General features: G+C 68.0%; 12 protein-coding genes. 5 read left to right on the top strand and 7 right to left on the bottom strand.

The genetic code is table 11. The annotated features are described in order from the left end of the window. The first annotated feature begins 2 nt into the window (after positions 1-2). Positions 3-887: a transporter substrate-binding domain-containing protein gene (locus AC1DEZ_RS22180; protein ID WP_476780690.1), complete on the top strand. Its 885-nt coding sequence runs from the start codon at positions 3-5 to the stop codon at positions 885-887. Positions 888-1045: 158 nt separating this feature from the next. Here the strand turns inward: AC1DEZ_RS22180 and AC1DEZ_RS22175 are convergent, their stop codons facing one another. Beyond that, a complete protein-coding gene (locus AC1DEZ_RS22175) occupies positions 1046-2200 on the bottom strand; it encodes an amidohydrolase (protein WP_476780689.1) in 1155 nt (384 codons plus the stop codon). Between the two features lie 216 nt (positions 2201-2416). Between AC1DEZ_RS22175 and AC1DEZ_RS22170 the strand changes: the two genes are divergently transcribed. From AC1DEZ_RS22170 to AC1DEZ_RS22160, 3 genes are all read left to right on the top strand, one after another. Continuing rightward, entirely contained in the window at positions 2417-4126 is a 1710-nt protein-coding gene (locus AC1DEZ_RS22170) for a lysine--tRNA ligase (RefSeq protein WP_476780688.1), read from the top strand. 19 nt (positions 4127-4145) lie between these two features. After that, positions 4146-5531, top strand: coding sequence for an FAD-binding oxidoreductase (locus AC1DEZ_RS22165; protein ID WP_476780687.1), 1386 nt, complete (start codon positions 4146-4148; stop codon positions 5529-5531). 79 nt (positions 5532-5610) lie between these two features. Further along, entirely contained in the window at positions 5611-6303 is a 693-nt protein-coding gene (locus AC1DEZ_RS22160; RefSeq protein WP_476780686.1) for a nitroreductase, read from the top strand. A 120-nt stretch (positions 6304-6423) separates the two neighbouring features. On the opposite strand, the gene AC1DEZ_RS22155 is transcribed toward AC1DEZ_RS22160, so the two are convergent. Together AC1DEZ_RS22155 and AC1DEZ_RS22150 are read right to left on the bottom strand one after the other, a co-directional pair. Continuing rightward, entirely contained in the window at positions 6424-7494 is a 1071-nt protein-coding gene (locus AC1DEZ_RS22155) for a DUF808 domain-containing protein (RefSeq protein WP_476780685.1), read from the bottom strand. A 173-nt stretch (positions 7495-7667) separates the two neighbouring features. Further along, positions 7668-9740 carry a 3-hydroxyacyl-CoA dehydrogenase NAD-binding domain-containing protein gene (locus tag AC1DEZ_RS22150; protein ID WP_476780684.1) on the bottom strand — a complete coding sequence of 691 codons (2073 nt, stop codon included), beginning with the start codon at positions 9738-9740 and terminating at the stop codon, positions 7668-7670. A gap of 187 nt (positions 9741-9927) precedes the next feature. On the opposite strand from AC1DEZ_RS22150, the gene AC1DEZ_RS22145 reads away from it, so the two are divergent. Then, positions 9928-10674 carry an enoyl-CoA hydratase-related protein gene (locus tag AC1DEZ_RS22145; protein WP_476780683.1) on the top strand — a complete coding sequence of 249 codons (747 nt, stop codon included), beginning with the start codon at positions 9928-9930 and terminating at the stop codon, positions 10672-10674. A 15-nt stretch (positions 10675-10689) separates the two neighbouring features. On the opposite strand, the gene AC1DEZ_RS22140 is transcribed toward AC1DEZ_RS22145, so the two are convergent. From AC1DEZ_RS22140 to AC1DEZ_RS22125, 4 genes are all read right to left on the bottom strand, one after another. Then, positions 10690-12207 carry a tripartite tricarboxylate transporter permease gene (locus AC1DEZ_RS22140; protein ID WP_476780682.1) on the bottom strand — a complete coding sequence of 506 codons (1518 nt, stop codon included), beginning with the start codon at positions 12205-12207 and terminating at the stop codon, positions 10690-10692. A gap of 10 nt (positions 12208-12217) precedes the next feature. Further along, positions 12218-12688 carry a tripartite tricarboxylate transporter TctB family protein gene (locus AC1DEZ_RS22135; RefSeq protein WP_441509619.1) on the bottom strand — a complete coding sequence of 157 codons (471 nt, stop codon included), beginning with the start codon at positions 12686-12688 and terminating at the stop codon, positions 12218-12220. A 103-nt stretch (positions 12689-12791) separates the two neighbouring features. After that, positions 12792-13793 (bottom strand): tripartite tricarboxylate transporter substrate binding protein, encoded by a 1002-nt coding sequence (locus AC1DEZ_RS22130; RefSeq protein ID WP_476780681.1) that lies wholly within the window; start codon positions 13791-13793, stop codon positions 12792-12794. Between the two features lie 126 nt (positions 13794-13919). Next, positions 13920-15377: a peptidoglycan-binding protein gene (locus tag AC1DEZ_RS22125; protein ID WP_476780680.1), complete on the bottom strand. Its 1458-nt coding sequence runs from the start codon at positions 15375-15377 to the stop codon at positions 13920-13922. Between the last annotated feature and the right edge of the window lie 172 nt (positions 15378-15549).

Genomic DNA, 15549 nt, shown 5'->3' with positions numbered 1-15549 from the left:
GCATGACGCGGCCTCTCCCCTTGATCCGCCGCCCCATCCGGCGCCAGATGCGCGTGATGCTTCGTGCGCTGACCGCCCTCGCCGTCTCGATCCTGCTGGCCGCGACCGCCATGGCTCAGGAGCCGCCGCGCATCGCGATCCCCAATCTCTGGGACCCGCGCATCCGGCTCGACCGGCCGGAACCCGGCCCGCCGCGCGTGGTGCGCTTCCTCACCGACGACGACTACCCGCCCTTCCATTTCGCCGGGCCGGACGGGGCGCTGACCGGTTTCTCGGTCGAGCTCGCCCGCGCCGTCTGCGACAGGCTCGCCTGGACCTGCACGATCCAGCCGCGCCGTTTCGACACCTTGCCGGATTCGCTGGCCGAGGGACGTGGCGACGTGCTGGCAGCCGCGATGAACCTGACGCCGGCGCTGCGGCAGCGCTTCGCCGCGAGCCATCTCTATTTTCGCGCCCCCGCCCGGTTCGCCACCACGCGCGGCAATGCGCGTTCGACACTCGACAGTGCCGGCCTGCAGGGCCGCCGCGTCGCCGTGGTCGCCAACTCCGCGCACCAGGCCTTCCTCGAAAGGCTGATGCCGTTCGTGCAACGGCGCGAGAGTGCCGATCTCGGCGCGGCCATCGCCGCCTTGCGCAGCGGCGAGGCGGAATATGTCTTCGCCGATGGCGTGGCACTGTCGCTGTCTCTCGCCGGCAGCAGCGGGGAGTTCGCCTTCTCGGGCGGGCCTTATCTGGAGAGCCGCTATTTTGGCGAAGGCGTCGCCTTCCTGCTGCGCAAGGACGATCCCGCCCTGAAGCGCGCGATCGACTACGCGCTGCAGGGCCTGTGGGATGACGGGACCTATGCCCGCCTCTATCTGCGCTTCTTCCCGGTCAGCCCGTACTGAACTCCGATCCCCCAAGCCCTCATCCTGAGGAGCCATTCCCCAGGGAATGGCGTCTCGAAGGATGCTTCTGGAGGTTCCGGAACCATCTGGATCACCCTTCAAGACGCGCGCCTCGGGCGCGCTCCTCAGCATAAGGGCTCAGATGGACGAAACGGCTGTTACGGCGCGTTGCTGGCCAGCGCCTGCTTCGCCACCGCGGCGAGCCAGCCCGAGGTCGCGGGCAGGATCGCGTCGTTGAAGTCGTAACGGTCATTGTGCAGCTCGCCGCCGTCCACGGCAGGGCCGTTGCCGATCCAGACATAGGCGCCGGGCCGATCCTGCAGGAAGTAGCAGAAATCCTCGGAGGTGGTGCTGGCGGAGATGTCGCGGCGGACCTCCAGCCCGGCGGCCTTGCCGGCATTTGCCGCCATGTCCTCCTCATCAGGCGTATTGATCGTCGCCAGCCCGCCGAGCGAGAAATCGACATCGGCCTTCATCTCGAAGGTCGCGGCGATGTTGTTGGCGATGTCGCGGATGCGCTGCACGACGCGCTCGCGCACCGGAACCGTGAAGACGCGATAGGTGCCCTCGATCCAGACATGGGTCGGGATCTGGTTCGAGGCGAGCCCGCCATGGATCTGGCCGATCGTGACGACGGCGTTGTCCATCGGGCTGACATTGCGCGAAACGATGGTCTGCAGCGCCACGATCAGATGGCCCATCGCCGTGATCGGATCATGCGTCAGCTCGGGCTTGGCGGCATGACCGGCGGTGCCAGACAAGGTGATCTTGAACTTGCCGGGCTCGGCCATCACCGGGCCGCGATGCACGGCGACGGTGCCGGCTTCCAGCCCCGGCCAGTTGTGCAGGCCGAAGACGCGCTCCATCGGGAAGCGTTCGAACACGCCGTCCTGGATCATCGCCTTGGCGCCGCCATAGCCTTCCTCGGCCGGCTGGAACAGGAACTGCACCGTGCCGCTCCAGCTCTCGTCGTTCTTGAGCAGCGCCGCCGCGCCGAGCAGCGAGACCGTGTGGCCGTCATGGCCGCAGGCATGCATGACGTTGGTCTTGCCGGATTTGTAGGGGAGGTCGTTCACCTCCTGGATCGGCAGCGCATCCATGTCGGCGCGCAGGCCGACAGAGCGCTCCGAGGAGCCGCGCGACAGCGTCGCGACGACGCCGTGGCCGCCGACATTGGCGGCGAAGGGAATGCCGAGCTCCTTCAGCTTCTCCTGCACGAAGGCGCTGGTCTGCGCCTCCTGCAACGACAACTCCGGATTGGCGTGGAGATGTCGTCGCCACGCGGTCAGCTTTTCGAGCAGGTCGCGGTCCAAGGCGGCATCCTTTCAAGGCATGGTCTAAAGCGAATAAGGCAGGGGCGACCCTATACCGCCGTGGCAAGCCGGCAAGCCGCTTCGGCGAGGGGCCGCACCCTCGTTTGCCGCATTTCAACCGTGTTCGCGCATTGACGGCGCCCTTGGCAATCTGCGAAAGCCCCTCTTTCGCTTTTGCGATATGGCTTTCCCGTTCAGGAGAGGACACCGCCGCTCATGCCCGCCTTCGACGCAGCCCTCGTTGACGCCGCCCAGCGTTCGGCCTCCTGGCCGTTCGAGGAGGCGCGCAAGCTCGTGGCCCGCATCGAGAAATCCGGCAAGAAATCGGTGATCTTCGAGACCGGTTACGGCCCCTCGGGCCTGCCGCATATCGGCACCTTCGGCGAGGTCGCGCGCACCTCGATGGTGCGCCACGCCTTCCGCGTGCTCACCGGCAACACCATCCCGACGCGGCTGATCGCCTTCTCGGACGACATGGACGGCCTGCGCAAGGTGCCGGACAACGTGCCGAACAAGGAGCTGCTCGCCGCCAATCTCGGCAAGCCGCTGACCGAGGTGCCGGACCCGTTCGGCACGCACGACTCGTTCGGCCGCCACAACAATGCGCGGCTGCGCGCCTTCCTCGACAGCTTCGGCTTCGACTACGAGTTCAAGTCCTCGACCGACGCGTACCGTGCCGGCGAGTTCGACGCGACGCTGCTCATGATGCTGGCCCGCTATGATGCGGTGATGAAGATCATGCTGCCGACGCTGCGCGAGGAGCGGGCCGCGACCTATTCGCCCTTCCTGCCGATCCACCCGAAGACGCGCGTCGTCATGCAGGTGCCGATCGACGAGATCGATGTCGAGGCCGGCACCATCGTCTGGGCCGATCCCGAGACGAAGGAGCGCTTCGTCACCCCCGTCACCGGCGGCCATGTGAAGCTGCAGTGGAAGCCGGACTGGGCGATGCGCTGGGTCGCGCTCGGCGTCGACTACGAGATGGCCGGCAAGGACCTGATCGACTCGGTCAAGGTCTCCTCCCAGATCGCCCGCGCGCTCGACGGCACGCCGCCGGAGGGCTTCAACTACGAGCTCTTCCTCGACGATCTCGGCCAGAAGATCTCGAAGTCGAAGGGCAACGGCCTGACCATCGAGGAATGGCTGACCTACGGGCCACCGGAGAGCCTGGCGCTCTACATGTTCCAGCGCCCGCGCGAGGCCAAGAAGCTCCATTTCGACGTCATCCCACGCGCCGTCGACGAATATCTCCAGTTCCTCAACGGCTATGAGCGGCAGGACTGGAAGAACCGTCTCGGCAACCCGGTCTGGCACATCCATGCCGGCGATCCGCCTGCACCGGAGGTGATTGCTGCCGGCGAGGGCGAGAACGCGGTGAGGACGCAGGTCACCTTCGGCCTGCTGATGAACCTCGTCGCCGTCGCGAATTCCGAGGACAAGGCCGTGCTCTGGGGCTTCCTCCAGCGCTATGCGCCGGGCATGTCGCCGCAGACCCATCCGCGCCTCGACGCGCTGGTCGGCTATGCGATCGCCTATTTCCGCGATTTCGTGAAGCCGGCGAAGAGCTACCGCCCGGCCGACGAGGTCGAGCGCGATGCCTTCACGAAGCTCGACGCGGCGATCGCCGCCCTGCCCGCGGACGCTACGCCCGAAATGGTGCAGGACACGGCGCTCGACATCGCCCGCGCCATCCCGCGCTACCAGAACCTCACCGCCAAGAACGCGACGCCGGAGCGTCCCGGTGTTTCCGGCGATTGGTGGAAGGCGATCTACCAGGTGATGTTCGGCGAGGATCAGGGCCCGCGCTTCGGCTCCTTCGCGGCGATCTACGGCCTGTCCAACACCCGCGCCCTGATCGCCAAGGCGCTGGCGGGCGATCTGGTCAAGGAACACGCCGCCTTCCTCGCGGCGCGCAAAGCCGACTGACGAGCCTACGGAGCCTGCCATGACCTTTCCCGACGACGCGCTCGCGGCGCTGGCGGAGGTGGTCGGCCCCAGTGGCCTGCGCAGCAGCGAGGCGATCCCCGCTCGCAATCGCAAGGACGCCTCCGATACGCCGGAGGGCCTGCCGGCCGTGCTCGTCACGCCGCGGACGACAGAGGAGGTCGCCGCGGTGCTGGCGATCTGCTCGCGCTTCTCGCTGCCCGTCGTCGTCCAGGGCGGCATGACCGGGCTCGCCGGCGGCGCCACGCCGCAGGCAGGCGAGGTCGCCCTCTCGCTCGAACGCATGAACGGCGTCGAAGAAGTCGACCCGGTGACGCGGACGATGACCGTGCTCGCCGGCACGCCGCTCGCGGTCGTGCAGGAGAAGGCTGCGGCGGCCGGCTTCCTCTACGGCGTCGATCTCGGCGCGCGCGGGACCTGCACGATCGGCGGCAATGTCGCGACCAATGCTGGCGGCGTGCAGGTGCTGCGCTACGGCATGACCCGGCGCAGCGTGCTCGGCCTCGAAGCGGTGATGGCCGACGGCCGCATCGTGGGCCATCTCAAGAAGGTGGTGAAGAACAATGCCGGCTACGACTGGACGCAGCTTTTCATCGGCAGCGAAGGCACGCTCGGCGTCGTCACCCGTGTGCTGCTGGCGCTCCAGCCAGCGGTGACCGGCACGCAGACGGCGCTTTGCGCCGCCGGCAGCGTCGCCCAAGCTCTCGCGGCGCTCAACCGTCTCGAAGCGCGGCTCGGCGGCGGCCTGCTCGCCTTCGAGGCGATGTGGTCCGAATACATGAAGGCCGCGATCGAAAAGGGCGGCCTGCCCGCTCCCTTCGCCGGGGAGACCGAGGTCACGCTCGTCGTCGAGGCGGCGATGGGCTCGGATAGCACGGGCGAGGAGAGCTTTGCGGAAGCGCTCGCCGAACTGGCGGAAGAAGGCCTGCTGGACGATGTGCTGATCGCCCAGTCGGGCCGGGACCGGCAGCGCTTCTGGGCCTATCGCGAGGCGAATTACGAGTTCTACCGCGACCTGCCGCCCGGCATCCATTTCGACGTCAGCATTCCCCTGGGCGCCATGGCGGATGCGGTCGCCTTGCTGCGCCAGCGAGTCAAGGCGCGTAGCGGCACGGCCTTCCCGATCGTCTTCGGCCATCTCGCCGACAGCAACCTGCATCTCTCGATCCACGACGAGACTGGGGATCTCTCCGGCTTTGCCGACATCGTCTACACACTGGTCCGGGAGAAGCAGGGCAGCATCTCGGCCGAGCATGGCGTCGGCGTGCTGAAGCGGCCCTATCTCGGCATGAGCCGCTCGGATGCCGAACTCGCCCTGATGACATCGCTGAAGCGGACGCTGGACCCCGGCAACATCCTCAACCGCGGGCGCATCCTGCCGGCCTGAGCGACGACTAGCGGTCTCTGGCGCACGGCCGGCGGCTCTGTCACAACGCGGTGGAGCAAGCAGCCCGGAGACGCGGAGCATGATCGCGGCGATGACACCTATCGAAGCCGTCGAGCACGCCATCCGCTCGCGCCGGGCCGTTCGCGCCTTCCTGCCCGATCCGGTCGAGCCCGATCTCGTCCGCCGCCTGATCGATCTGGCGGCACAGGCCCCTTCCGGCACCAACATGCAGCCCTGGAAGCTCAGGGTGATCGGCCCGCAGTCCCGGGCAAGCCTCGAAGCAGCGCTGCTCGCAGCGCTCGAAACCGGCGAGCGCCCCGGCGTCGAGGAGTACCGCTACTATCCCGAACGCTTCCGCGAGCCCTATCTCTCGCGACGCCGCAAGGTCGGCTGGGATCTCTACGGCCTGCTCGGCGTGGCGAAGGGCGATAGCGAAGGCATGAAGCGGCAGACCGCGGCAAACCTGCGCTTCTTCGATGCGCCGGTCGCGCTGATGCTGACGATCGACCGCGATCTCGAAATCGGCTCCTGGCTCGATCTCGGCATGTTCATCCAGAACCTGCTGATCGCCGCGCAGGGCCACGGCCTCGATTCCTGCCCCCAGGCGATCTTCGCGCAGTTCCATCCGATCGTGCGGCGCGAGCTGGCCATCCCCGAGGACGAAGTCGTGGTCTGCGGCATCGCCATCGGCAAGGCCGATGCGGATGCGCCGGCCAACCGCCTCGTGCCGGAGCGCGAGCCGGTCGAGAGTTTCACCAGCTGGCTGGATTGAGGCTGGGTCAACCGCCCGTCATGGTCGGGCTTGTCCCCACCATCCACGCCTTCCTCCGGCGAGGGCGGTGTTCAAGACGTGGATGCTCGCGGCGAGCGCGAGCATGACGGCGAAATCCCGCTACGATTCGCGCCTGGCATCGGGTGCAGGCCTGCCCGCACCCTTTCTGAACAGTTTCAGCACCGGCTCGACGAGCCAATGCATCGCGACGATCGCGATGCCGCCGACGATGAGCCCGAAGACCGCCGACAGCACCACCCCGGCCAGCCACTCCCCGGCACCGGCGACCGCGGTCGGCAAGGCGCGGCCGGCCGCCACGGCAAGGTCATGGACGCCGCGGCCGAGGCCCGAGAGGCCGTAGCCCTCCAGCCCGTGGATGATGATGCCGCCGCCGACCCAGAGCATCGCCGCCGTACCGACTGCGCCGAGCAGGTTGAGGAAAGTGGGCATGCCGCGCACGAGGCCGCGCCCGAGCGGCCGCGTCAGCCAGCGCAGCGCACGGTCGAGCCTGCTCGCTTCACCCGGCTTCGGCCGCCTGAGGCCCAGCAGACTCGTGGCGGGGCGCTGGTTGGCGGCAAGCGCAACACCGACATCATCCGCCTTCACGATCAGCGCGACGACGCCATAGACCGCAACGGTGATGCCGATGCCGACGATGGCGAGCACCGCCGCCTTCATCCAGAACGACTGGTCGGAGACGCCGGCGAGCGTGATCGCCATGATCTCCGCCGAGAGGATGAAGTCGGTCTTGATCGCACCGGCGACCTTCTGCTGTTCGAGGGCCGCGGGGTCTCCCGCCGTCTCGCCCGCCTTCGCGGCGCCATGCGCGCCATGCGGCAGCACCAGCTCCAGCACCTTCTCGGCGCCCTCGAAGCAAAGAAAGGCGCCGCCTGCCATCAAGAGCGGCGTGATCGCCCAGGGCGCGATCAGCGCGAGCAGGAGCGCGCCCGGCAGCAGGAAGATGAGCTTGTTGCGCAGCGAGCCCAGCGCGATCCGCCAGATGATCGGCAATTCGCGCGAGGCGGCGAAGCCCACGGCATAGCGGGGCGTCACCGCCGCATCGTCGATGACGACGCCCGCCGCCTTGACCCCCGCCTTGCCGGCCTGGGCCACGACATCGTCGACCGACGCCGCCGCAACCTTGGCTATGCCGGCGACGTCGTCGAGCAGCGCAAACAATCCCGAAGCCAATCGCCTCTCCTGAGATGACGCAAACGGCCGCGACCCTAGCCCGCTTTCCGCGAGCCGTCATTCTCGGGCGGAGCGCAAGCACAGACCCGAGAATCTCAGGCCGAGGAGGCTCCGGAGCCTCTCGTGAGAGAGATGCTCGGGTCAAGCCCGAGCATGACGAGCCTCAATCCGACTCAGCCCTTCAGGCTCGCGAAACCCTTGCCCTCGGCGGCTAGGCGCTTCAGCAGCGGCGCCGGCTCCAGCGCCTTGTCGCCGGTCTCGGCGGCCTGTGCTTCCAGCCGCTTCGCGATGACGTCGAGCCCCACCGTATCGGCCCAGTACATCGGACCGCCCCGCCAGGCCGGCCAGTTGTAGCCGTTGATCCAGACCACATCGATGTCGCCCGGCCGCGCCGCGATGCCCGCTTCCAGAATGCGCGCCCCCTCGTTCACCATCGGGTCGAGCAGACGCGCCAGGATCTCCTCCTGGGTGAAACTGCGCCGTGTCACGCCCTGCTCGGCCGAGATGCGGGCGATCAGCGCCTCGACCTCGGGGCAGCGCTGGCCGCTGCGCGCCCCCTGCGGATAGAGGTAATACCCGCGCCCGGTCTTCTGGCCGAACCAGCCGGCCTCGCAGATCGCATCCGCGACGGGCGCCTTCAGACCGCGCGCCTTGCGCGAGCGCCAGCCGATGTCATTGCCGGCAAGATCGGCCATGGCGAAGGGCCCCATCTTGAAGCCGAAACCGACCAGTGCGGCATCGACCTCATGCGGCAGGGCGCCCGCGATCAGCAGCCGCTCGGCGGCGCGCGTGCGCTGCTCCAGCATGCGGTTGCCGACGAAGCCGAAACCGTTGCCGACCACGACCGGCACCTTGCCGAGCTTTCGGCCGAGCGCGACGGCGGTGGCGATCGCATCGTCGGCCGCGCCCTTCGGCCGGACGACTTCGAGCAGCTTCATGACGTTGGCCGGGCTGAAGAAATGCATGCCGATCACGTCCTGTGGCCGCTTCGTCGCCGCCGCGATGGTGGGCACGTCGAGATAGGAGGTGTTGCTGGCCAGGATCGCGCCGGGCTTGGCGACCTTGTCGAGCTCGCCGAAGATCTGCTGCTTGACGCCCATCTCTTCGAAAGCGGCCTCGATGACGATATCGGCGCCGGCAGCCGCAGCGAGCCCGACGGCCGGCCTGATCAGTGCCATGCGCCGGGCCTTCGCCTCCGGCGTCAGCGACCCCCGCGAAACCGAGATGTCGTAGATCGCGCCGATACGGTTGATGCCGTTGTCGAGCGCCGCCTGCGCCGTCTCGATCAGCGTCACCGGGATGCCGGCATTGGCGAAGCACATGGCGATGCCGCCGCCCATCGTTCCCGCCCCGATCACGGCGGCGCTGGCGATCTCCCGAGGCTTCACCTCCGGCCCGATGCCCGGCACCTTCGCGACCTCGCGTTCGGCGAAGAAGACATGGCGCAGCGCCTTGGAGCGCTCGTCGGCGATCAGCGACAGGAACAGCTTGCGCTCGACGGCCAGGCCTTCCGCGAAGGGCATGGTGAAGGCGCTGCGGACCGCCTCGACCAGCGCCGGCACGTTCGGCATGCCGTCGGCCTTCTTCAGCGCGTCCTTGGCAAGCGCCTCGAAAGCTTCGCGATCCGCCTCGGTCAGCCTGTCGTCATCCGCGCTCGTGACTGGACGGCGCCCTTCGGCGGCGAGCCCCTCGGCCAGCCTGATCGCCGCCTTGACGACATCGCTGGAGACGACCTCGTCGAGCAGTCCGTATTCGAGCCCCTGCCCTGCCGAGATCGGCTCCCCGGAGAGCATGATCGGGAAGGCCTTCGACGCGCCGATCAGCCGCGGCAGGCGTTGCGTGCCGCCGGCGCCGGGGATGAGGCCGAGCTTGATCTCGGGCATGCCGAGCTTGGCAGCGGGCAGCGCGACGCGGCCATGGCAGGCGAGCGCGACCTCGAGCCCGCCGCCGAGCGCGATGCCCTGGATCGCCGCGACGACCGGCTTGGCCGAGGCCTCGATCGCGTCGAGCAGGTCCGGCAGCAGGGGCGGCGCGGGCGGCTTGCCGAACTCGCTGATGTCGGCACCGGCGATGAAGGCCTTGCCGGCGGAGGCGATCACGATCGCGACCACCGAAGCGTCGGCGTTCGCCTGCTGGATTGCGCTCGCGAGCCCTTCGCGCACCGCGGCGCCAAGCGCATTGACCGGTGGATTGTCGATGGTGGCGAGCGCGACCGGGCCGCACATCTCAAGCTGAACCTTCGTCATCGACGCTCTCCGCAATTCCTGTCCCGCGCCCGACTCGCAAACCAAGGCAGCGAAGGCGTCTGGCGGGCAAGGGAGAATCGGGACCGCGCGATGTCAAGCACAGGGCGACGACGAAAGACGCATCCGGCCTCGCTTGACCCTGTCCGAAGGGCCATGTCATCCGGGCTGGGCAATCAGGAGCGGACCGATGAGCGAAGTGCTGAGCGAAACCGTCGCGGCCGGCGTGGTGCAGGTCACCATGAACCGGCCCGACCGCAAGAATGCGCTGGATCGGGCGAGCTATGCCGGGCTGATCGCGGCGATCGGCGCCGCCGAGGCCGACGCCTCTATCCGCGCCATCCTGCTGACGGGCGCCGGCGGCTGCTTCACCAGCGGCAACGACATCAAGGATTTCGCCATCGCCGCCGCCTCAGGCGAAGGCCCGCGCATCGCCATCGACTTCCTCGAGGTGATCTCGACAGCCCGGAAGCCGATCGTCGCGGCCGTGGAAGGTTTCGCCGTCGGCATCGGCACGACGATGCTGCTGCATTGCGAYCTCGCCTTCGCCGSMCGCWSCGCSASCTTCCGCCTGCCCTTCGTCACGCTCGGSCTCTCCCCCGAGGGCGGATCGAGCTACCTGCTGCCGCTCGTCGCCGGCTCCAAGAAGGCGGCCGAATTGCTGATGCTGGGCGAGGCCTTCAATGCGGAGGCGGCCGCCGAAGCTGGTCTCGTGAATGCCTTGGTCGAGGACGGCACGGCGCTGGAAGCCGGTCTTGCCAAAGCCAAGGCACTGGCGGCTCTGCCGCCGGAATCGCTCGCGCTCACCAAGATGCTGCTGAAGCGCGGCTCGGCGCAGGCCGTGGCCGAGACCATCGCGACGGAGGCCCGCCATTTCGGCGAACGCCTGCGCTCGCCGGAGGCGATGGCGGCCTTCGCCGCGTTCTTGAAGAAGTGAGGGGTCGGCGCCGCTTCAGGGCGCCGCCGTGTCCCCAGCCAGCGCCCCCGCGGGACGGCGCCCGAAGGGCAGTAGCCGCCAGACCATCAAGCCCCAGATGACGAGCGTGCTGACGCCCAGAACGCCGGCGATCGGCCGTTCGAAGAACACCAGGAACGAACCGTCCGACTTGATCATCGAGGTCATGAAGTTCTGCTCGAGCATCTCGCCGAGCACGAGGCCGAGGATCAGCGGCGCGACCGGCACGCCGTGCTCTTCCAGAAGCCAGCCGAAGACCCCCATCACCACCATCAGGACGACGCCGTAGAGCGAATTGGTCATGGCGAAGGAGCCGACCATGCAGAAGATCAGGATGATAGGCAGCAGGATGTTGCGCGGCACCCGGAGGATCTGCTTTGCCGACTTGATCGCCGCCCAGCCAAGCGGGAACATCAGGATGTTGGCGAGGATGAAGATGATGAAGACGGCATAGATCAGTTCCGGCGTCTGCAGAAAGACGCTGGGACCGGGATTCATGCCCTTCATGTAGAGCACGCCGATGACGATAGCGGTGATCGAATCGCCCGGGATGCCGAAGACGAGTGCCGGTATCCAGGCACCGCCGAGCGCGGAATTGTTGGCCGAGGTCGAATCGACGATGCCCTCGATATGGCCGGTGCCGAATTTCTCCGGCTCCTTCGAGAGCTTCTTCGAGACGGCGTAGGAAACCCAGGCCGCGATGTCCGCGCCGGCGCCAGGCAGCGCGCCGATGACGGTACCGAGGATCGAGCCGCGGAAGAAGTTCCTCCAGTATTTCCGCCAGACGGCCCCGACGCCGGCCAGCATGTTGCCGACCTGCTGCTTGACCATCGTCGCGCCGGCCTCCATCGAGACCGCACCGCGCAGGAGCTCGGACACGGCGAACATACCGATCAGCGTCGGAATGAAGTTGATGCCGGAGAGCAGATCGACATTGCCGAAGGTGAAACGCGGCTGGCCGGCCGCAGGGTCGATGCCGATGCAGCCGATGGCGAGGCCGACGAACAGCGACAGAAGCCCCTTCACCGGATCGCCCGTGCCGATGAAGACGGCGCAGGTCAATCCGAGACAGGCCAGCCAGAAATACTCGAAGGACGAGAAGTTGATCGCCACCTCGGCCAGAACCGGCGCCAGCAGGATCAACACGATAACGCCGAAGATGCCGCCAAGGACCGAAAAGACGAGGTTGACGCCCATGCAGAGGTCGAGCTGACCCTTCTTGGTCATCTCGTAGCTTTCATCCGCATAGGCGGCCGAGGCCGGCGTCCCCGGCATGCGCAGCATGGCGGCTGGAATGTCGCCGGCGAAGATCGCCATGGCCGTCGCGGTGACGATGGCGCCGAGCGCCGGCACCGGAGCCATGAAGAATGTGACGGGCACGAGCAGCGCGGTCGCCATCGTCGCCGTCAGGCCCGGCATGGCGCCGACGAACATGCCGAACATCGCGGAAGCGAGGATGACGCCCAGGACCTGGATGTCGAAGACGAGCCCGAAGGCAGTCGTGATCGCTTGCATCGCCAACTCCTCAGAGCACGCTGTCGAGGATGCCGCGCGGCAGGGGCACGAGCATCATGCTGCCGAAGAACCACTGGACGAGCGCCGTCATCGCCGCGGCCACGATCAGCGCCGTCAGCGGGCGGACGCCGAACCACAGGAACAGCACGAGCTGGATCAGGAAGGCGCAGGGAATGAAGCCGAGCGCCTCTGACGCGAGGAGATAGAACAGCATCGCAGCCAGCATCAGCGCGAAGGAAGCGATGTGGCGCGGCTGCCTGACCCAATCGGCGAGGACGAGCCATGGCACCGCCGCAGGCAGACGCCGTTCGCGCAGGATCAGCAGCAGTGAGCACAGGATGATGCCGGTGCCGAGGATGCGCGGGAACAGGCTCGGGCCGTAATTCTGGCCCGGAAATGCCGGGAAGGAAAATGTCAGCGCGATCATGATCGCGGCCAGCACGATGAACGTGGCGCCGACGATGGTGTCGTTGAAACGCATCGGTTCGACCTTGTCCGAGCGGCCTGCCCGCAACGCGGAACGCAGGCCTGAAAGGCATTGCGACGGACGGCCGGGCCGCCCGTCGCGCTTTGGCTGCGTCGGTTCAGCTCGCCTTCTTGGCGAGGCCCGCGGCGGCCATGGCGGTACCCATCGCCTTGTCGCCATCGGCCATGAACTTGGTGAAGCCAGCCTGGTCGGCAAAGGTCATGCCGAAGCCGCGCGCATTCATGAAGTCCTGGAATTCCTTCGATTCATAGGCCTTCTGGAGCTCGGCGATGAGGGTTTTCTGAACGTTCTCGGGCAAGCCCTTCGGCCCGGCGATGCCGCGCCAGGCGCCAACGGAATAGTTGACGCCCAGTGTCTCGTTCAGCGTCGGCACATCCTTGAACTGCGGGTTGCGCTCCTTAGCCATGATCGCCAGCGACTTGGCCTTGCCGGCGTCGAGCATGGCGCGGGCTTCCGGCACGGAGCAGGTGACGATGTCGATGCCGCCGGCAGCGAGATCCTGCATCGCCGGCGCGGCACCGTTCGATGGCGCCCAGGCGACATGGTCAGGCTTCAGTCCCATCGACACCAGCCAGCCGATCAGCGCGAGGTGCCAGATGCCGCCCTGGCCCGTGCCGGAAGCCTTGAGCTTGCCGGGAGGAGCGGCCTTGATCGCCTCAGCCAGCGCCTTGATGTCCTTGTGTGGGCTCGACGCGCTGACCTGCACGCCTGGCGGATCCTCGTTCATCAGGGCGAGCGGCGTATAGCTCGCAGGGGTCAGATCGGTCAGTCCCTGATGGTGCATCATGCTGATCTCGACCGTCAGCATGCCGATGGTGTAGCCGTCGGGGGCGGCGGTCGCGATGGCGGAATGGCCGACCACGCCCGAGCCGCCGGTCCGGTTCACCACGTTGACGGGCTGGCCCAGCCCCCTCTCCAGCATAGCGGCGACGATACGCGCGGTTGCGTCCGTGCCGCCGCCGGCGCCCCAGGGGCAGATCAACGTAATCGGACGGGCCGGCCACTTCGCCTGCGCGATGGCTGGCGCCGCAATCAGGCTGGCAGCGCCCGCCGCGGCCGCGCCCTTGAGCACAGTTCGCCTGTCGATGAAATCACTCATTCCCCATCTCCTCCGCTAAATCGATTTAGTATACGGGCGCTCCTCGTCCGCGACGGGGCTCCCTTGGTACGACGGCTTATCTGAGCCGATCGCGCGGCGGGTGACAACCAGCGATTTAGTCGGATGCTACAGGCCGCAGATGACGGGCAGAACGCTGCCCGAGACGCGTTCGACCACCGCGCCGGTGCTGAGCTCGGTGCCCGCCGCAGCCGGCGATAGCGAAGCGCCGGCTTTGCCGAGCATCGCCTGGATGGCAGCGGCATCGGCCAGCGCGTAGCTGCGCTGCGGCGCGATGCCGGCGATCAGGACCTTGTCGGAGGGGTTGTCGGTGACGATCCCGACCAGACGCCCCTGCCGGTCGAAGGCGGGGGCGCCGGCCTGTCCAGGCTGCAGGGGCGCCCGCAGCGCAGGCTTGCCGCCGGCCGCCAGCACGCTTTGCCCCGGCAGTGCCAGAGCAACCCTTTTGCCGGCATCATTGCCATAGGCGACGAGCACCAGCGCCTCATCGGCACGCGGCGCCTCTGCGCGCAGGCCGGGTGGCTTCGTAGCACCCGTGCCGTCGAGATCGAGCAGGACGAGCCCGCTCGCATCGTCCTTCAGGCGCAGCTTGCCGGCGCGATTACCGACGCGCAGGCTGCGGCAGCCATCGACCGCTGGCGCGACACTCAGGGCCATCCGCTCATTGAGCGCGATCGCGACGCCATAACGTTCGTTGCTGCGCGCGGCCGGCACCGCCTGCGAGGGCAGCCCGGCCTGCGGGCTGGCCGCACCGGCGACCGACGGAGGCGCGGCGGGGACCGCCCCGGTCGGGAAGGGCTCGAAGCTCGCCGCAATCGCGATGACGAGCCTGTCGACCATCGGCGCGACCGCCTTGTCGTAGCCGATCGAGAAGCCGCGCAGCCCCTGCGGCCCGGCCGCGAGCCGGCGATAGAACCGCCCGGTCGGCGTCTCGCCCGTCACAACGAAGAACTCCGGCCGGAGCAGCTTGTAGGTGATCTTGCGGGGACTGTTCGGGTTGACGGCTGTCGCCTTCTCGAAGAGCGCGGCGAGGTCCTCGCCCGGCGGCGAGGCTGAAGTGTCGAGCGTGACCTTCTCGTCGGCGCTCTGCCAGCGGCTGCCGCCGGAAGGCGTCGCGTCACGCCTCGGCAGGAGCTTCGTCGGGATGCCGATCTGAACGCCGGTTTTCTCGTCGACCAGTGTGCGGAAGCCGGCCAGGTCGCGCGCGACCTGCGCGGTCCTCGCCAGGGCGACCCGCTCGGTGGGAAGGAGCATACCGTCGGCCAACCCACGCGCGCCCTTGAAGGTGTTGATCGCGCGGAAGGTCAGGGGACCAAAGGCGCCGCTGACCGCGCCGTTGAACTGACCAGCCCAGATCAAATCGCTCTGGATCGCCTTGCGCTCGGCCTCGGGCAGGGCCTCGAAGCTCGCCTGCGCCGCCGCCATCTGCGGATTCGCAGCCTGGGCCTGCGCGCCGGGCGCCTGCGCCCAAGCGCCTGCATGCGGCGCGGCCACCAGCGCGAGCGCCAGCGCCGCGGCGCGGGCTCGTCCGATTCGCAGGCGGGTCTGGCAGGCGCGCGGCATCATCTCGTCCTCAAGGCGGGGGCAGAGCGGCGGCATTGAGCGTCAGAACGCGCCGCGCCGCAACCATGGCAAAGCAGCTCCGTCGGAAGTTTTGGCGGTTTGCGCCCCGCCGGCGCGACCTGCATTCGCATGACTTGAACGCGCGCCGGGCGGTGATAGCCTGCCGGCCCCGTCT

It is taken from the genome of Allobosea sp. 10L422 (genome assembly GCF_056395345.1).
The sequence above is the reverse complement of the archived record's forward strand: the minus strand, read 5'-3'. Positions and strand labels throughout refer to the sequence as shown.